Source organism: Gordonia lacunae, assembly GCF_002149015.1.
In the GTDB taxonomy this organism is placed as follows: Bacteria; Actinomycetota; Actinomycetes; order Mycobacteriales; family Mycobacteriaceae; genus Gordonia; species Gordonia lacunae.
The window spans coordinates 39019-58823 of the sequence record NZ_NGFO01000029.1; the positions used below are offsets into that span (position 1 = coordinate 39019).

Here is a 19805-nt window from a genome sequence, read left to right on the forward strand (position 1 = left end):
CCAGGACAGAAAGGACCACCCTGCGATGCCGACGCTCCCGGCCCTGACCTCGCTGCTCCAGCGCTCACGCGCCCGCCTGTCCACCTCGGCGACGACGCTGCCCCAGATCAGCACCGTCCTGTCGATCACCGAGCACCGCTCGGCCGGCGGTCACGACTACGGCCTGATCCGGGCACACGCCACCGGCCACTACACGGTGATCCTCGCCGCGACCGGCGCGACGCTGCGCGACTGGCAACAGCTGTGCGACTTCACCCGCATCGACTTCGGTGCCGACGCCTGGGATGTCGTCGCGGTCACCGCCGTCGCCGATACCTTCCCGCGCACCGACACCGCCCACCGGCAGTGGATGGACACAGATCACCACTACCGCCTCGACGTCGCCGACCTCGCCACCGACACCTATCTGGCGGTGACGTTCGTGGCGGCCACCTCAGCAATGAAGTCCACACCCGACGAAATGGCCGTGGAAGTGGGCCGGCGTTTGCACACCCTGATCGGGTCCCTGCACGCCGCCGGGCTGCCCACCACACCGCTGACCGCAGCGCAGGTCGCCGCGGTCGGGGTGCGGGCCTACCGCGGCGGTCTGGTCGATGACGCAGCGCCCGCGTTCGCCGACATCGCGCCGGACTCGACACCACACCGGGTGCGGGATGTGTTCTGCCACAACGACCTGGTCTCGGCGACATGGGTGATCGCTCCGCACGTGCTGGAACCGCCCCACGCGATGGGTCCGGTACTGGGCCAGCTGCTCGAGCGTGACCCGACCACCCCGCGCACCCGGTTGGCGATCACCTGGCGGGCGACCCGGATCGCCGAGACCATCGCCCCCGACGACCCGATCCGGGCGACCTTTCAGCCCACCCTGCAGCGTTTCGGCGCGACGCTGACGATCACCGAGCCGCGCCCTCGTACACCGTCGTCGATCCCTCGTGCGCCGTCAGTGGACGCCCTGCGTGCCCGGTTGCCGCTGTTCGCCCGCCTCGGCGTGCGCAACGGCTACGACCGCCACGCCGAACTGTTCGCCGCCGGCATCGGACTCGGGGTGTTGCTGCCCGAACACGGCGACATCACCGACGAAGCCCTGCGCCACCGCCACCGCTAACCGATTGCGAGACGCCCCACCATGACTGTCACTGACCTCCGCACACCCACCACCGCCGCCACTGACGGCGACACCGCGCCCTCGACGTTGCGCCTGGATGCCGGTGCCGCCTCGGCCACCCGGCCGAGCACCAAAGAACGCTCGGCCAAACCGACCACGTTCTACGACGACGACACCCGTGAGGACCTGCTCGACACCGCCCGCAGCGGTGGAGTCAACGGCTACCTCGCCCGACAGAAACTCGGCAACGACGCCCGCCGGCGGGAAAGCCACGAAGCCGCCATTGCCCGGCCGATCCAGTTCGACGTGCCCGCCCTGATCCGCACCAACCGGGGCTTCGACGGGCGTGGCGGCGGCCGCGTCGCCCACGTGCGCCGACCCAACGAACTGCGCGGCACCACCGCGCACGTGCCGGGGTTCTACCCGTTCCCCATCGGCGCCTCAGCCCCCCTGGACGGCGCGCCCGTCGGCTCGCACCTCGACACCGGACAACCCGTCGGGTTCGACCAGATCGGCTGGTTCGAAGCCGGACAGATCACCGCACCCTCAGCGATGGTGTTCGGCCTCAACGGATTCGGCAAAAGCACCCTCAACCGGCGCATCGTCTGCCACGACCTCGCGACCGGGGTCCGCCCGCTCATCATGGGCGATCACCGACCCGACTTCGTCAACATGATGCGCCAGATGGTCCTGCACGACGACAACGGCCGGGTGCAGTACCGCGAGGACGGCATCACCCCGGTCACCCCGCAGGTCACCAGCGTCGGATTCGACTCGCCGATGAACCCGCTGGCCGTGGGCACCTTCGGCAACCTCATCGCCCGACTGCCCGCCGCGGCCCGCCAGCTCGCCGAACGCGAAATGCGGGCACGCCAGGTCACCGCCGCCACCGGCCTGCTCGAGATCAGCTCCGGACGTCCCATCGCTCCGCACGAGGAGACGCTGCTCACCACCGCCCTGCGGGTGCTCTACGGCACGGCCAACGAGTTCACCCTGACCAATGCGCCCCTGCCGGGCGATGTGCTCAACCTGCTGCGCCAGGTCCCGCAGACTCTCATCGACGCCACCGCCCGCGACGCCGACACCAATCCCGAACTGCGCCGCGCCCACCAAGACCTCCTCGATGCCTCCGGCGCCCTGGGGCGTCGACCCCACGACGCGATCGCCGTCGACCGCTACCTGCTGCTGACCGAAAACCTGCGCCAGTCACTCGACCAGCTGGTGTCGGGGCAGTTCGGCGAGATCTTCAACGCCCCCACCAAAGAGCCCATCGACATCGACGCCCTCGGGGTGTGCGTGGACATGTCCCGGCTGCCGGCCAACGCCCGCAAGCTGCGCGCCGCAGTACTCCTGGCGTGCTGGTCGGACGGATTCTCCGCCGTCGAAGCCTCGCATCTGCTCTCCGATCACGGCCTGCAAGAGCCCCGCAACTACGACCTGGTGTGCGACGAGTTCTCGCTGGTGCTCGGTGTCGGCAACGGCATCGTGTGGCGCGTCGACGAAGTGACCCGCGTCCAGCGCGAACAGGGCACCGGCAGCCTGTTCACCACCCACACCGTCAAGGACCTCCAAGCGTTCGACTCGATGGAAGATCGCCAGCGCGCCATGGGCTTTCTCGACCGCGCCCGGGTCAAGGTGTGCTTCCCGCTGCCCGAGGACGAAGCCTCGCTGATGGAGGGCAAGGTCAACCTCAACGAGAAAGAAGCCGCCACCCTCGCCGAGTGGGCCACCACCACCCGCGGCATCGACGACCCGGTCGTCTCCGAGATCAGCGAAACCGACTGGGCCGACGGGGTCCGCGCGACCGGCACCGAAACCAACACCGTACCGCCAGGTATGGGCAAGTTCCTGATCAAAGAGGGTGAGCAGCCCGGTATCCCGGTGCAGATGCGGTTGACCGCCACCGAGCGCGCCACCGAGATGCACAACACCAACAAGCGCTTCAACCGCGGCCGCGGCGCCAAATCCGGATCCGCGGCATGAGCACCGACAGCGACCCGGGGGTGGCCACCCCGATCGACCCGCAACCCAGCGCCTGGGAACAGGTGCAGGACTGGGTGGTCGAACCCAACCCTCGCCGCACCGCCCACTCCGAGGAAGTCCGGCGACTGGCCGTGCGCGCCGTCGCCGAGCTACTCGCTCGCACATCGCTGTCGCTGACCGCCGCGGCCGCCGACGTCGCCGCCAACATCGGCGCCGGCACCAACAGCGTCATGCGGTGGTGCCGGGCAGCCGGGGTCGGCCGCGACGTCACCGCCCGCGACCGCGAATGGGCCACCCGCCTCGACGTCATGCGCTCGATGAACAAGGCCCTCACCGAGCACGTCCGCGACCTCGACACCACCACCGCCGACTATCGGGGTCTGCCTCGTGGGTGAGGGCAACGCCTCCAAACTGCTGGTGCCGCTGCTGGCACTGGTGATGGGGTTCTTCGCCTCGTGCACGGTCATCATCTCCGTGGCCGGCGACGACGACGCGTGTCTGCCGCTGACCAGCGGCATCGACCAACCCGCCGACGCCTCCCTCTCACCCGGCGCCAAGGTCAAGCCGATGAAAGTCAAGGACTTTCAGATCACCTCCGGCTACGGCCCACGCGACGGGGCGATGCACGAAGGTATCGACCTGGCCGGGGCACTCGGCGCACCGATCTATGCCGCCGCCGACGGCACCGTCACCGCCGCCGGGACCGCCTCGGGGTTCGGGCACTGGATCGTGCTCACCCACAACATCAACGGGCACGTGTGGTCCACGGTCTACGGGCACATGTTCGCCGACGGCGTGCTGGTCAAAGCCGGCCAGAAAGTCACCGCCGGACAACACATCGCCAAGCTCGGCAACGACGGCCAATCCACCGGCCCGCACCTGCATTTCGAGGTGTGGGATGGCGGGCACCGCGACTTCACCGGCGGCCGCTCGGTCGATCCAGCCGGGTGGGTGTCGACCAGCCCCGAACCCGGCGCCGCCCCGGCCGGACGAGCTCCGGCCCAACCGGGCGGGCCGCGGGTGCTCACCGCACCCCGGGTACTGCCCGCCGCCGACGTGGTCACTGCCGCCGACTGGGATGCCGTGGCCAAGCACGAATCCGGCGGCAACTGGAAGATCAACACCGGCAACGGCTACTACGGCGGATTGCAGTTCGCGGCGTCGACCTGGACCGGCGCTGGCGGCGGACAGTACGCGCCGACCGCCGACAAAGCCACCCGCGAACAGCAAATGGAGGTCGCCAACCGCGTCCTGGGTTCCCAGGGCTGGGGCGCCTGGCCGACCACCTCGAAGAAGGCCGGGGTCACCGGCAAGAAACCCGCTCCCGCAGGCACGTTCCTCAACGCCGCCGCGGTGCCGCCACCGGCAGGCGCCCCCAGCGGCCCGCCCGCACCGTCGGCGCCGTCGGGCCCGCTGCCGCCGCTGCCGAAGTCCAAGGGCTCCGAAGCGCACTTCCAGGTCGACACCATCCGCCTCGCCCGCGCGATCGCCGCCAAGTTCCCCCAGATCCAGACCATCGGCGGCTGGCGCGCCGACGGCGGCGGCTACAACGACCACCCGTCCGGCCGCGCCGTCGACGTCATGATCCCCAACTACACCTCCGCACAAGGGATCGCGCTCGGCAACGCCGTCAACAAATACATCCTCGACAACAAGAAGCACTTCAAGCTCGAGTACACGATCTGGCGTCAGACCTACTACCCGGCCGTCGGCAAGTCCAACATCATGAACGACCGCGGCGACCCCACCCAGAACCACTTCGACCACGTCCACGCCACCGTCGAAGGCCACGGCATGCCCCGCGGCAATGAGGTCTACACCGCCCCCGATATCACCGGCGGGATCAGCGCCGACGAGAGCGCCGACTGCGGCCCGGTCGAGAACCAGCACGGCGGGGGAGTCGACAACCTCGCCGCCGGACGCGTCCCACCGGCCTACGAGCCGTGGTTCCGCAAAGCCGGGGTGCTCTGCCCGCAGATCAGCTCGGCATTCCTCGCCGGAATCGGCAAGCAAGAGACCGGATTCAACGCCTCCCTGGTGTCCCCCGCAGGCGCGAAAGGACCGATGCAGTTCATGGACTACACCTACCCGTCCTGGGCCAAAGACGACGACGGCAACGGCCGCGCCTCGGCCACCGACATCGGTGACGCCGTCATGGCCGCCGGCCGGTTCTCGTGCGCAAACGCCAAACAGATCGACGCCGCGATCGCCTCCGGACGGGTGAAGGAACCCGCCGAGGGCCGCGAAATTCTCTACGCCTACGCCTACAACGCCGGAGTCGGCGCGGTCCTCAACGCCGGCGGAACACCCACCGGCGGCGACTACGACACCCAGACCCGCCCGTACGGCCAGAAAGTCATCGCCTACGCCAAACAGTTCGCCGATCAAGGACTTCCGGAGAAGAACCGATGAACCACCACCCCCATCGCCACCTCCTGGTCGTCCTCGCGATCGTGCTGATCGCCGCACTGGCCGGATGCTCCGGCAGCGACGACACCGCTGAACCCGCACACGGCCACGATGACCACGGCGAGCACTACAGCAGCCCACCGGGCCTGCCCGATCGCGACGAACCGATCGGGGTGTTCACCACCACCGTGACCACCATGTTCAGTTGGCAACCCGCCACCGACACCTCACCCACCGACGCGCTGCGCCGCACCCGCGCCACCCTCACCGGCCAGGCACTGGCCTCGGCGGACAGCCCCGCCACAGTGCGGCCCAGCGCCCAGTGGGGCGCCTGGAAGCACTCCCTCGACGTCATCACCGCCCGCGTCGAGGGCGCCTCGGCAGTGCTGATCTCACCGCAGAAGGCCAGTGCGCACGGCACTGTCACCCAAACCGTGCTCGGCATCGACGCCACGGTGACCTCCTACCGAAAGTTCGCCGTCACAGCCGAACTCGTCCGCATCGACGGCCACTGGAAGGTCGCCACCTACCCCCGCGCCGACACCTGACCCGCCGACCGCCCAACACCGCCCCTCGAAGGAAGGCACACCATGCTCGACCCACACAACGTCACCCAGGACAACAGCCGCGAAGTCGACGACATCTTCGACGAAATTCGCACGATCATGCGTCACTCCCGCCGTCGCGCCGACGACGCGCTGCGTGAGGTCCGCAACCAGCAGCACAAGCGACGTGCCCGGCAGACCCGCGCCCAGCAACGGCTGAACTCCGCGCGCGCCACCGGCGCCCGTCCGCCCCGCTACACCGACACCAGTGCCGAACGCCACCCGCTGACACCGGATCTGATGGCGCGCTGGGCCGGAGCGCACGCCGCCGCCGACCTGGCCCGCGAGGCCGCCGCCGAGGCCGCCCGCGGCGGTGACACCGCCCGGGAAGCCCAGACCCAGGCCACCGTGCAGCGCGCCGAGCAATGGGCGCACGCCTGGGATGAGCGGCTACGTGAGGCCGGCGTCGACCCCGACACCATCTCTGGTCGCGACCGCGACAACGACCTCGGCGAGGTCGCCGACACCGATCTGCTCGACCAGGTGTCGACCGCGGCCGCGAACTATGCCATCGACGTCGACGACGCTGCGTCAGCGGGCGGGCACCGCTCGACCAGCGAGCTCATCGCCGACACCGAACCCGCGCCCGAAGCCGCGTTGATCGCCGCCGGCGACAGCGGCTGGCAGATCACCCCGGCACCTGACGTCGGCGCCAGCGTCTCCCTCGACACCGGAGCCCAGCTGTGAGCACCACCCATCGCCGCGACCGCGGCCAACACGAGTCCATGGTCGGCTACTACCTCGCCGCAGTCGTGTTCGCGCTGCTGGCGATCGTCTACGTGTGCTGGCGGGCGGGTTGCTGGCTCACCGGTCAGCCCGGCCCAGTGCTAATCAACCCGGCCACCGCCGCCGTCGACGGCACATTCCAGTGGCCGGTGGCCTCCACCGTGCTCCTCGTGGTCGCGGTCATCGCCGCCGCCGTGGTGACCGTCATCGTGGCGCGTCATCGCGCCGCCACCGCCGTGCTGCGCGAGTTCGACCAGGTGGCACAGTTCCTTCCCCGTCCCCGGGAACTGCACGCCATCACCGCCCGCGACGCCAAGCACTCCGCGCAGCGCCTGCGTGGCCGCGACGCCATCACCGGGCACCTCGACTACGGGCTCGCGCTGGGATCGCTGATCGGATCAGGAAAGTCCGCGCTCTACATGAGCTGGGAATGGGTCGGACTCATCATCGGCGGACCCCGATCAGGCAAGACCACCGGCTACGCCATACCCATGATCTGCCAGGCACCCGGAGCCGTGTTCGCCACCTCCAACAAACCCGACATCTACGACGCCACCCGCTGGGTACGCGACCGCAACGACCTCACCACCCACGCCGCCAAGGCCGACACCACCCGACAAGGGCTGCGCGCACTATGGGCCTACCGCACCCAGCGGCGCGAACCCCCACGCACCCGCGGCACCATCTGGCTCTCCGACCTCCAACACATCGCCGGCACCCAGGGCCAGCAGTGGTGGTGGGACCCGTTCTGGTGCGTGCACGAACTCTCCGACGCCCGCGAGCTCGCCGCGATCTTCGCCGGAGCCGAAACCGCCGAAGGATCACGCCTCGACGCCTACTTCGACGGCGGCGCCAAAGAACTACTGGCCCTGCACATCCTGGCAGCATCGGTCGGTGGGGGAGACCTCAAACACGTCGACGGCTGGCTCACCGACCCCACACTCAAAGTCGCCCGCCAAGTCTTGACCCGCCACGGCCACCACGACGCCGCAGCCAAGATCGACACCGCCGCCAACCTCAACCCCCGCCAGCAAGACGGCCTCTACGACATGGCGCGCCGGTTCATCAACGTCATGACCGTGCCCGCCTACGCCCGATCAGTCCTCCCACCCCAACGGGTCCGGTTCGACGGCGATAACACCGTCGGCAGCAACGACATCCGCCACGACCTGCCCAAGTTCGATCCGCAAGCGTTCGTCACCTCCACCGACACCATGTACGCCCTGTCGATGGAAGGCGCCGGCGCGGCCACCGCCCTGACCACCGCCCTGGCCGACACCATCTTCAAAGCCGCCGTCGCCCAAGCCCGACGCAACGGCGGACGGCTGCCGGTGCCGGTCGTGGCGGTGCTCGACGAGGCCGCCAACGTGTGCAAACTGCCCGAACTGCCCGACTGGTACTCCCACTTCGGCAGCCAGGGCATCGTCATCGTCACGATGCTCCAATCGCTGGCCCAGGCCGCGAAAGTGTGGTCCAAAGACAAACTCGACATGCTCGTCGACTCCTCGAACGTCTACATCTACGCCGGCTCATCGAACAACGAGTCCTACCTGTCCGGGCTGAGCCGCATGATCGGCCAACGCGACGTCCGCCGCCGCAGCCGCTCGCATTCCAGCTCAGGTTTGGGATCGACCAGCACCAGCGAATCCTGGTCCAGCGAACCCATTCTCGGGATCGACGACCTCAAAGCACTACCCGCCGAACGCGCAGTGCTGGCGACCTCCGGCAACCGCACCGTCGTCACCACCAAGAACTCCTACTGGCTCGGCCCCTACGCCGAACTGATCGACGCCTCCAAGAAGGCCTGCGGGGCAGAACGCGCAGCCCAGCAGGCCGCACTGTCTGCCTCACCCCAACCCGCCGCCCTCCGCGAAAGGACTTCCCGATGACCACCCCCGCCACCGACACCCCAGACGACGACCCGCGCGCGCACTGGCGGTTCACTTCCGGCGCCGACTGGTTCACCAACTGGCTCAGCCACATCAAGGCTGGACGTTTCGACCGCGACACCCGCTGGTGTGCGCAGTGGTGGCGCCACGACGAAGTCGTCATCCGCCTCGAGGAGCTGTGGAAGGCCTGGGAGACTGCCCGCCTGAGCGAAGACCCCGCCGCCCTGTCGTCGTGGTGGACCGCCCACCTCGACGCCCACTGGCGAGCACTCACCGCGGGCAACGGGCCGCTCTATCTGTGCACACCCGACAAGCACACCAACACCGAGACACTCACCGACACCTGCACCCCACCACCGCCGGGATGGTTCGACCCACCCGTCGACCACACCACCGCCGCATAACGCCTGAGAGAGCCATGTCATGCCGCCACTGATCCATATAGCGCTCGTCGGGTGCTTCGTGCTGCTGGTGGTCCTGACCATCACCGGGGCCATCGTCGTCACCAAAGCCACACTGCGCCAACGCCGCACACCCCCCTCACACCACCACGAGTCTGACCACGACGGAACACCATGACGACTAACCGACACCCACACAACAACGCCCCCGAAGGAGGCCAGTCGTGATCGCCATTCCTCTCGCGTCGTTTCCGCCGAGGCAACCCGGTCGCCAACCACGCCACCCACGTACGAATCACCACGTATCCCGCACCGCCGGTCGAGTGACCTGATGCCTGAACCAGGCGACGGCGAGGACCCGCCGTGAGAAGACTCAGGCCCTGACAGGTGCTGGACACACCTGCCAGGGCACTGATCGGCCAGAGATCGAGCCTCTGACCAGTGAGAAACGATAACCACCCCCGCGAGGGCCGGCGTTGGCCGGGCCGGGCGGACCTCACTTTGGTAGGAGCTCGACGCATGGCGCGTAACGCCACCCCTGACGACAACACCCCCAATCTGTTCGATCTGCTCGCCGACACCGACCCATCGAGGCAGCCGATGTCGGCACCGCAGAGCATTATGGATACCCACACTGAGGAGGACACCGATGTTTCACGATCTGCGCACGGCACTGACCGAGCGGTACGCCCAGGAACTGACGCAGATGGACCGCACGGAGTTCGAGGACTTCCTGACCGCCGAGGCGAACCGGCTGGAAGCCGAGATCGCTCAGACGCAGTCACAGACCGAGCTCGCGATGATCGCGGCGTGGAAAGCCGACCACGAGGGCAACGACCCGGACGTGTTGACGACGCAGCGGCTGTACCAACAGGCCCGGCACTCCGCGGAGGAGACGGTGCTGGCGACGCTGTGGGAGGGTCATCGCAGTCCCGAGGACGAGGACCAGCCGATCGAACCGAACCCGGACACGATGACCGGGATGCAGCGGTGGCTGACGCCGTGGGCGATCGAGGCGACTCGCGAGACCGAACAGCTGACCGAGCGGGTGTGGCCGGATCAGACACCGCGGTTTCAGGTGTGGGCCGAGCAACTGCTGCAAGCCCGTCTGACCGACGGGCTGGCGGTGCCCGACGGGCCGGAACATCCGCTGGTTCCGGAACTGACCGCGATGGTGGCCGCGGCGCTAGCCGATCAGGCTCGCGCCGACGCCGAGCGCGCGCAGAGGTAGTCGACGACGGCCAGGGACTGCTGTTTGAGTCCCTGGACGATCTGCGGATCCCGACTGACCCGGCCGTCGTCGACCCAGGCGGGACACCGCTGCCACCGAAGGCCGACGACGTGCTGCCGCAGGTCCCGCAGTCCGAGACCGGGCTGCCACTGACGGCGTGGGCCAGCACCCGTGTCGCCCCGGCACGACGCCCGGACGGCTCGGTGGTCTACATCAAGGCCGACCATGTGGTGGCCGGTCTCGAACCAGACCCCACACCCGATTCAGAGGCGCCCGCTCTCGCTCCCGAGCCGGAGCCGGAGCCGTCGAGCATCGCGGCCGTCGACGAGGCCACCACCCTCTCACCAGCCGAGGTGGGTTCTGCGACCCGGTTCACCCATCCAGGGACGGTGTTGGTGCCGTCGGGCGCCAAAGCCCGCGCCCGCGCCAACATCGCCGCACTCGAGGTCCTCTCCGAGACCGCCCGCACCGGACGCCCGGCGACCACGGCCGAGCACGAGGTTCTGGCGCAGTGGTCGGGCTGGGGTGCCGCGGCCGACATCTTCGATGAGTCCAAGTCGGAGTGGGCACCCGAGCGCGAGCAGCTGCGCGCGCTGCTGGATTCCGAGCAGTGGCGCCAAGCGAAGGCCTCCACGCTCAACGCCCACTACACCGATCCCGCGATCGCCCAAGCGATGTGGTCGGCGATGGCGCGCGCCGGGTTCGACGAGGGGCTGGTACTCGAACCGGGCTGCGGCAGCGGCACATTCATCGGGCTGGCACCTCCCGGTGCGCAGATGGTGGGTGTGGAGCTCGATCCGACGACCGCCCAGATCGCCCATCTGCTCTACCCCGACGCGCAGGTGCGGTTGGAGGGCTTCGAGACCACCCGCGTCCCGGACGGATCGTTCGCCGCGGTGATCGGCAATGTGCCCTTCGGTGGGTTCACGGTGCACGACCCGATCCACAATCCGGCCCGCCACCGCATCCACAACCACTTCCTCCTCAAGTCGCTCAACCTCACCGCCCCCGGCGGATACGTCATGGCGATCACCACCGCCGGCACGCTGGATGCGGCCTCGGACAAAGCCCGCCGAGACATGCACGCCGTCGCCGACCTCGTCGGCGCAGTGCGGTTGCCGTCGACGGCGTTCGAACGGGTCGCCGGCACCCAAGTCGTCACCGACGTCCTGGTGTTCCGCCGCCGCGAACCCGACGCCGCCACGCCTGCGGACGCCGACTGGCTGCATTCCGACCTCGTTGCTCTCGCTGACCGGACCGGCGAGACCACCGAGATCGGCATGAACCGCTACTTCACCACCCACCCGGAACACGTGCTGGGCACGATGCGTGTCGATCGCGGCCTCTACCGCGACGGGATGCTCGTCGTGGCCGCCGAACCCGGCGGCGATGTCGCCGCCGACCTCGACGACCGGCTGACCGGCATCGTCGACGCCGCCCTACAACGCGGCGACGGGCTGTTCCTCGCCGACGACACCGCCACGGCCGGAATAGAGTTCACCGCCGGCGCCCTCGACACCGACGCCCTCTATAGCGAGGACATTCCGATCGGGCACGTCAGCTACGACGAGACCACCGGGGTGTTCTCGCGGCGCGGGATCGGCGGCGACGAGCCGATGAGGGTGCCAGCCACCCGCGCCACCGAGACCCGGCATCTGCTACGGCTGCGGGACCTGTTCGCGGCCACGATCGCCGCTCAGCGCACCCAGAGCAGCCGCGCCGAGCGAGATACGCTGCGCGCGGACCTCAACGAGGTCTACGACGCCTACCTGAACACCTACGGCCCGGTGAACCGAGCCAAGCTGGTGGGCGGCAAGGAACGCACCGCCGAGCAGGCCGCCAAGAAGTTCGCCGAACTCGAAGCCAAGTGGCGCGCCGCGCACCGCGACGCCGACGGCGCCGACTATCCCGGGCCGCTGCCTGAGGATGTGGCGGCCGACCTCGAGGAGAAAGCGTGGCAGGTCAGCGCACCCTCGCGACGTCAAACCCATCTCGAGGCCGTCCGCGCGGATCCCGGAATGGCCGGCGTGCTGGCGCTGGAACGCTACGACGACGAAACCGGCACCGTCAGCAAGACCGCGGTGTTCTCCCGCGACGTCGTCGTCGCTCCGGTCCCGGTATCGCGCGCCGACACCCCCGCCGAAGCGGTCGCGATCAGTCTCGGTGAACGCGGCCGAGTCGATCTCGACCGCGTCGCCGAACTCCTCGACCAACCCACCCAGCAGGCACGCGAGTCGATCCGCGGCCTGGTCTACGCCGACCCGGACATGCCCGAGGACCTGGTGCCCGCACCCACAGCGTTGTCGGGCAACGTGCGCGCCAAACACGCCCGCGCCGCCGAAGCTGCCCGCACCGACCCCGGCAACCGCGATTGGGCAGAACTAACACAAGCACTGGCGCAGGTGATTCCAACCGACAAGCAGCCCTCCCAGATCGGGTCGGTCAAACTCGGACCGACCTGGATCGAGCCGCGTGACTACGAGGCGTTCGTGCGCGAGACCTTTGGTGCCGCCAACGTCCGGGTGTCACGCGCTGCGGGTAGCTGGGGAGTCGAAGTGCCACCCTTCGAACGCAACAGCACCGTGATGCGCACCGACTACGGCGCCGACAATGCCGACCTCGACAAGGCGCTCGACGCGGTCGACCTCACCGAGATGCTGCTCAACCAGCGCTCGATCGTAGTCAAGAATTCGGGGCGGGCGCAGGAAGAGGGTGCACCGGAGGTCGATGCCCAAGCCACCATCCTCGCCCAAGTCCAAGCGGAGAAGATCACCACCGAGTTCCGGTCGTGGCTGTGGTCGGACGATGAGCGCCGCGACCGCCTCGTCGCCGAGTGGAACCGCCGCTTCAACACCTGGGTTCGGCCCGAACACGACGGGTCCAGGCTGGTGCTGCCCGGGTTGTCTCCGGTGTTCGAGCCGCACCCCTACCAACGCGATGCGGTGGCACGCATTCTCGCCGAGCCGACCGTGCTGCTCGATCACGTGGTCGGCGCCGGCAAGACCGGCACGATGTTCATGTCGGCAATGGAACTCAAACGCCGCGGCCTGGTCACTCAACCGTGGATCGTGGTGCCCACCCACCTGATCGAGCAGTTCGGCCGCGAAGTGAAGATGTGGTACCCCGCGGCGAACGTGCTCGTGGGACGCAAAGGCATGTCGGCCGAGGACCGCCGCGTGTTCGCCGCGCAGACAGCGACCAGCGACTGGGACATGGTCATCATCCCGGCGTCGGTGTTCGAGGCGATCCGGGTCCACCCGCAACGCCGTGTCGACTACATCGCGAACCAGTTGGCTGACCTCGACGCCGAATTGTCCGCGGGCGTAGGCGAGATGACGCATGCGACGGTCAAGAAGATCGAACGGGCGAAGAAGCAACTGCAGAAGCGTCTCGACGCCGCGACCGATCAGGCCAAGAAGGACCACGGGGTGTTGTTCGAAGACACCGGCGGGGACTATCTGTTCGTCGACGAGGCCCACGAGTACAAGAACAAGGGCCGCCAGTGCGCCATCGACTCGCTGTCGCTCACCGGGTCGAACAAGGCCGAGGACCTGTCGATGAAACTGGACTACCTGCGTGAACGTCGCCAACACCAGGCGGCCGCGGCCGGGCGGGTCATCGCCCCGGGCGCTGAGCGGGTCGCGACGTTCGCCACCGGCACCCCGATCGCCAACTCACTGGCCGAGTCGTGGGTGATGCAGCAGTACCTGCGCCCCGATGTGCTGGAGGTGGCTGGGGTCCGCTCGATCACCGACTGGGCGGCGTCGTTCACCGCGACCCGCTCGGAGACGATCCCCAACGCCACCGGCACCAAACTGCGTGTCGTGTCGAAGGTGTCGGCGTTCGCCAACCCCAAGGAAATGTTCGCCATGGCCGCCCAGTACACCGATGTCGTTGTCCGTGAACAGGTCCCGGCAAACCTGCCCGTCCATGACGGGCGGCAGATCATCACCAGCACACCCGGTCAAGAGCGACAGGACTTCATCGCCGACCTGGACCATCGGGCCGACCATCTCGACCCACGCCGCGCCGACATCGACAACGTGCTCAAGATCCTCAACGACGGCCGCAACGTCGCCCTCGACCCGGTACTGGGCAACCTCGAACCGGATCCGGGAAATACCCGCGCCGACGCGGTCGCCGAACAGGTCGCCCGCATCTACCACGCCACCGCCGACAACGAGTACCTCACCGAGGAAGGGGAGCGGTCCCCGATCCGCGGGGCGCTGCAACTGGTGTTCTGCGACCGCGGCACCCCGCGACCCGACGGTCCGTCGGTGTACTCCAACCTCAAAGACCTTCTCGTGGAGCAGCACAACTTGCCCGCGGAGAAGATCGCGTTCATCCACGACGCGAAATCGCCGTCGCAGAAACTGGCGCTGCAGGCCGACTGCCGAGCCGGGCGGATCGCGGTGCTGGTCGGGTCGACCTCGAAGATGGGTACCGGCATGAACGTCCAAGGCCGCCTCATCGGTCTGCACCACATGGACGTGCCGTGGCGGCCCGCCGATCTCGAGCAACGCGAAGGGCGGATCATCCGCCAAGGCAACCAAAATCCGCGAATCGAGATTCTGAACTACGTCACCGCCGGCACCACCGACACCGTCATGTGGTCGAAAGTCGAATCCAAGGCCGCGTTCATCGAACAAGCCAAACGCGGGCAGCTCGACGACGTCGCCGAAGTCGACGACATCGCCGACGACTCACTATCTGAGGCTGCTGCGGCGACCAAAGCCGCCGCGACCGGTGATGAACGGTTCCTCGAAATGGCCACCCTGGAAGACGAGGTGAAAAGCCTGTCCGCACTGGCCAGCGCGCACGCCGACTCCCGCTCCCACGCCCGCCGGGTCGTGGCCGCGGCCGACCACGCCATCCCACGCTTGGAAGGCAGCATCGACAAACTCGACGCTCTGCTGGTCGGGCATCAGGAGTGGATCGATGCCGGTAAGCAGTTCGTGGTCACCGGAGACAGGTCCCGGGCTCAGCGTCCGGAGCGATCTGAGGCGCTGTTGTCGCGGGTCACCGCGGTCTATCACGAGCTCAAAGGTGCCGGCATGAAGCAGTCGATGCCGATCGCGTCGATACCGTCGGGGCTCCAGGCGCACGCCTCGCGCGAGTTCGCCCAGGACAAGATTCATGTGTGGCTCGATTGCCCTGGGCGGCCGGGGTTCACTCTCGACGCCTCCCAGGTGTTCACCACCGCCGAGCGGCGCACCGCGACCGCGTCTGGGTTCGCTACGCGCCTGGAGAACCTGTACGCCGGGCTCGACGACACCCGCGCCCAGATGGAGGCTGACATCGCCAGCTACCGACGGGAAGTCGAGGTCAACGCCCCACGCATTGACGCACCGTTCACCCGGGCTGAGGAGTTGCAGACCAAACAAGTGCGGCTACGACAACTGCGCATGGAGGTCGAACAGGCCCAACAGTCCGAGGAAGCGGTCGCCGCCCGCCAAGCCGCCGAAGAACGGATGCGCAGCGCCGGTCGCGAACCCGGCTGGAGTCTGGAACTCAACCCGACACCGGTCATGGTCGAAGAAGCCGGACTCGACCATGCCGATGACTACGTCGCCGCGATAAAACGCAGTCACCAACACCAAGCAAAGCTGTACCAAGCCGAAAAAGGCACCGCGACAGCAGAACCGGGGATCGGAACGCTGCTCGCCGACACCCGACCAGCACCGGACGCCGAGCGCACGCAGGGCACGGACTCCCAGCAACCGCCCCACGATCCGCTCGGTGACGGCACACAGCCCCAGCGCGACCCGGACCTGGGCCTGTGAGTACGACAGTGACGTTCGCCGCGTTCCGAGTCAGGCGTTGGCGGGTGCGAGTTCGCTGCCGCACCCCCGATGCGGCTCTCGGCCCTGCGGGCAAGCAGATCGAGCAGGCCGCCTCGGACCTGACTCGACAAGGGGCAACCGCTCTCAACAACCTGCCACGTCGAGATCATTTGGCCCCCAGGAGCACAAGCCCGCCCCGCGGCGGTGACCGACCGGACAGGAGTGGCTCGCCACGCGCTACCAGCCCCGCCTGTCCCGGGTTCGTGATAGAAGCGAACCGCCACACCCGCGCACCCATCACTAGCAACCGATACCGAACAGGACGTGACTTCATGCCTTTGCCAACGGCTCGACTCTCCACCGCCGTCAAGACCATCGTCGCCGGACTTCTCATCACCGCCGGCCTCGCCACTGGTCTCGGCCTCGGTAGTGGTCAAGCACACGCGAAGATCGACGACGGCCGATACAAGTTCCAGCTGGTCATGTACGGCGTCATTCCCTACCCGGAATCGAACGCGCGAGTGATCGGCAACCGTCTGTTCCAAGACGTCTACGGCGTCGGGCCGTGGAATGCCACCAACAGCCACATCACCCAGACCCGCAACGGCGGCATCGTCTCGATCGCCGGTGACCCAGTCGCGCACTGGTACTCCCGCATCGAACTACGCAAGACACCACACGGCTACAAAGGTGTTCTGTTCGCCGGCGGTGTCCCCACCGGCGACGTCTACCTACGTAAAGTCCGCTGACCACACAAGGGTCGCGCAGGAAGTGCCTGTGCGACCCCTGCCGTTCGGTGCGATCGGGCGGACCGGCGTTGTTGGGCGGGCGGTGCTGGCCAACAGTGACGTTCACCGCGTTCCGACTGAGGCGTCGACGGGGCGGACGTCCTGTCACTACCATTCGCGATGACAAAGGTTGGGGTTATGAAAGGGAATACACGGTGCTGACGAGGTCGGGGATACGCGCGGGGGTGGCGGGTGCGGCGCTCAGTCTCGCGGTAGCTACCGGTGGGGCGATACTGACGGGTCCGCCGGCACAGGCCGCGCGGATCGTCGAGACCTCGCAACCGGGGGTGGTGGTGATCGAACTCAGCCACGCCGACACCGTGGCCGCCGCCCACCTCGGCGCCGGACGGGTCATCAACGCCGTTCTGGGCAACGACTACTGGGGTGTCATCCTCGACAACGACTCCCGCTATCGGGCAGGGGCGTACTACCGTCCGGACAAGGCCGCCAGCTGGAATGACGTGACCGGCCACCAGGTCATCTCCGAGGCCGCCGCCCACCCGGGCGGGCGGGTCGTGGTCGCGGTCTACGTTGATCGAACCAGGAGCCTGAACGGACATCCGCTGTGGATACAGCAGGTCTGGTGAGCGGCGTGACGAAGAGGGAGTGGACGTGCCGTATCTCGGGTTGATCTACCTGGTGATCCTGGTGATCGCGCTGATCGACATCATCAAAACCGACGACGCCGCCGTGCGCGGGCTGCCCAAGTTCGCCTGGGTAATCCTGGTGGTGATGCTGCCATTGGTCGGTGCGCTGGTGTGGCTTGCGGTCGGACGCCCGGCCGCTGATGAGCGACCACACCGGCAGGATTCGGGTGCGGCCAGCGAGTTCCCGGAATACGACCATCCGGGCCGCTACGTCCCGCAAGACCCTGAGGCAGACCGGGAGTTTTTGCAGCAGTTGCGAGATCGCGCCGAGAAACAACGTCAGACCGCCCGCGAACAACAACGCGCCGCCGACCGCACTGACGACGGCGATCAGCCACCGGCCACTTCATAGAGCCTGAAGTCGCGAGCAGGGTGAGGTACGCCGGTTAGGTTGGTGGGTATGACGTCGTGGTCGCAGATTCGGGGTTTATCCTTCGGCACGATGGGTCGAACGGCCCGTGGCACCGTGTATTCCAGTGACGGGACAGCAAGTTCGGTGTGGTTCGCTCCGCCCACGTCGTGGCGGATGGAGAACGCTGACGGGTCACCCTCCTATATCGAGAGCGCCACCGATGAGTACGTGTTCGGTGAGGACGGCGTCGCCGTGCATACCGCGAAGCACCCGAACCGCCTTGTCGCAGTGACGGGCGTGTCTGCAACGGTGTTGTTCACCGCGTACCGCAGTTGGACCCCAATGGAGTTGACGGGACGGCCACCGCGGTTCGGTGAGCCGAAGCAGTTGATCGAGGCCGAGGTTCGGGGCCGGCGGGGTTGGCAGGTGGAGTTCGACGATTCCTACGGCGGTCCCACGATCACGGTGGTGATCGACGCCGAGTTGGGGATCGCGCTCTCATGGAGGCAAGGCGAGCAGTGGATGCAGATGGAATCGCCGGTGCTCGACGAGGACTTCGACCCCGCCCTGTTCACCTGGGACGGACCAACAGTCGAGTTCGAGGAGTACCTCGAGTCACGAGAACAGCTCGAACACCAGCAGAAGATGCAAGAACTGATGGATATGCCGCCGACCCGCATCGGGTGGGTGCCGATGCAGGTCACCGCGTCACCAACAGAAGGTGACCCCCTGTCTGGTGCACTAGATGTCACCGTGACGGCGGATACACCCCAATTCGGTATCCGTCGTTGGCTGACCGAACTCGGTGAGCCCGAAGTGGGATTCTCGATGGAACTATTCTCGCCCCGAGCACGCACCACGATTGGACCGTGGACAGTCGAATTACGCACCTATAACGCAATTTCCATAGAGGACGCCGACCGAGTCCTTGCCGAGGTGGTGTTACCTGACCCGCCCGGCAACGTCGATGACATCCGGGACGCCGCCACGGCCCGCCAGGAAGCCGACGACGAGGCTGCGATCATCTCCGCGTTAGGGATCGGCCGCAACCTCGACGACTACCTGCACAGCCTTAACGGTGTGTCGCTGCTGGTGCGCACCGATTTCAGCGACGACGACCGCTGGCGCGAGCTCGCGCTGGCGGCGATGGCCCCTGTGGACAGCGGCATGGATGACGATTCCACCTTCGAGGCGAGGCTGACGTGTATCGACCACCGAGACAACGACGGTCTGACCGTCGAGGCCCTTGTCGAGCGGATCGGTGACGATCCGCCCTACTACGCGTTCATCGCTGACTCGATCTCAATGACCCATCCGGAGATGCCGATCCTGGTGGTCGATTGCGGCCGTCCTGATTTCGGCGACGAACCTGGCCGGACCTTCCGCGTCATCCCCGACCAGGTGCAGTCGGTCGAAAACAACCTGTCAATCTCGAACATGGGCTTTCGTGACTTCGCCGACGCCGTCGACGACGACGGGGTCTTTCGCGGATTCCCGCCGCCGCGGCCGCATGTGGCGATTCTGCAGCGCGACGAACTCATCGCGCTCAGTGCTACCAATCGGTCGACCCCGGCGCTGGCCCGCTTCGCCGAGGAGCTGCCCCTCGTCGACTATCCGTCCATGGTCGTCTACGAGACCGCCCGGACGAAGGTTCACGACTCTGCGGCGGCGCTGGGCGAGCCGCCCTCCACCGAGCTCCGTGTCGGAGTCGACGACTACCTGGCTGCGACCGCCCGTGACGGCCTGTGTCAGCACGGCCATGTGCAGATCCGTGGCGGGCACTGGAGTCTTGTGATCGACCCCGACACAGGGACGCTCGAAGCCGCGATGCTCCGGCAATACCAACCACCTACACCGTCCTGAGAAACCCGCACAGTGCCAGCAGC

The 19805-nt window shown here is 67.6% G+C and carries 14 protein-coding genes; all 14 read left to right on the top strand.

What is annotated here, in order from left to right; all coding sequences use genetic code 11:
• Positions 1–25 precede the first annotated feature (25 nt).
• The gene (locus CA982_RS20840) at positions 26–1105 is read left to right on the top strand and encodes a hypothetical protein (protein ID WP_014928873.1); all 1080 of its coding nucleotides are present in this window, start codon (positions 26–28) and stop codon (positions 1103–1105) included.
• 21 nt (positions 1106–1126) lie between these two features.
• Positions 1127–3088, top strand: a complete 1962-nt coding sequence (locus tag CA982_RS20845; protein WP_014928874.1) for a hypothetical protein — start codon at positions 1127–1129, stop codon at positions 3086–3088.
• Complete coding sequence (locus tag CA982_RS20850) at positions 3085–3483, top strand: hypothetical protein (RefSeq protein ID WP_014928875.1); 399 nt, start codon at positions 3085–3087, stop codon at positions 3481–3483. The genes CA982_RS20845 and CA982_RS20850 overlap by 4 nt, the downstream gene beginning before the upstream one ends.
• Entirely contained in the window at positions 3476–5500 is a 2025-nt protein-coding gene (locus CA982_RS27085) for a transglycosylase family protein (protein ID WP_014928876.1), read from the top strand. Before CA982_RS20850 ends, CA982_RS27085 begins: the two co-directional genes overlap by 8 nt.
• Positions 5497–6045, top strand: coding sequence for a hypothetical protein (locus CA982_RS20860; RefSeq protein ID WP_014928877.1), 549 nt, complete (start codon positions 5497–5499; stop codon positions 6043–6045). Before CA982_RS27085 ends, CA982_RS20860 begins: the two co-directional genes overlap by 4 nt.
• Positions 6046–6087: 42 nt before the next feature.
• A complete protein-coding gene (locus CA982_RS20865; RefSeq protein ID WP_014928878.1) occupies positions 6088–6789 on the top strand; it encodes a hypothetical protein in 702 nt (233 codons plus the stop codon).
• Positions 6786–8717 (top strand): type IV secretory system conjugative DNA transfer family protein, encoded by a 1932-nt coding sequence (locus CA982_RS20870; protein ID WP_014928879.1) that lies wholly within the window; start codon positions 6786–6788, stop codon positions 8715–8717. Before CA982_RS20865 ends, CA982_RS20870 begins: the two co-directional genes overlap by 4 nt.
• Positions 8714–9121, top strand: coding sequence for a DUF4913 domain-containing protein (locus CA982_RS20875; protein WP_014928880.1), 408 nt, complete (start codon positions 8714–8716; stop codon positions 9119–9121). Before CA982_RS20870 ends, CA982_RS20875 begins: the two co-directional genes overlap by 4 nt.
• A 646-nt stretch (positions 9122–9767) precedes the next feature.
• Entirely contained in the window at positions 9768–10349 is a 582-nt protein-coding gene (locus tag CA982_RS20880; RefSeq protein ID WP_086537126.1) for a hypothetical protein, read from the top strand.
• Between the two features lie 110 nt (positions 10350–10459).
• Complete coding sequence (locus CA982_RS20885; RefSeq protein WP_086537127.1) at positions 10460–16132, top strand: helicase-related protein; 5673 nt, start codon at positions 10460–10462, stop codon at positions 16130–16132.
• A 332-nt stretch (positions 16133–16464) separates the two neighbouring features.
• Entirely contained in the window at positions 16465–16881 is a 417-nt protein-coding gene (locus tag CA982_RS20890) for a hypothetical protein (protein WP_044508706.1), read from the top strand.
• A 194-nt stretch (positions 16882–17075) separates the two neighbouring features.
• Positions 17076–17507 (top strand): hypothetical protein, encoded by a 432-nt coding sequence (locus tag CA982_RS20895; RefSeq protein ID WP_144066079.1) that lies wholly within the window; start codon positions 17076–17078, stop codon positions 17505–17507.
• Between the two features lie 25 nt (positions 17508–17532).
• Positions 17533–17919, top strand: a complete 387-nt coding sequence (locus tag CA982_RS20900) for a PLD nuclease N-terminal domain-containing protein (RefSeq protein ID WP_044508815.1) — start codon at positions 17533–17535, stop codon at positions 17917–17919.
• A gap of 468 nt (positions 17920–18387) precedes the next feature.
• Positions 18388–19782, top strand: coding sequence for a DUF6924 domain-containing protein (locus CA982_RS20905; protein WP_244176410.1), 1395 nt, complete (start codon positions 18388–18390; stop codon positions 19780–19782).
• Positions 19783–19805 lie beyond the last annotated feature (23 nt).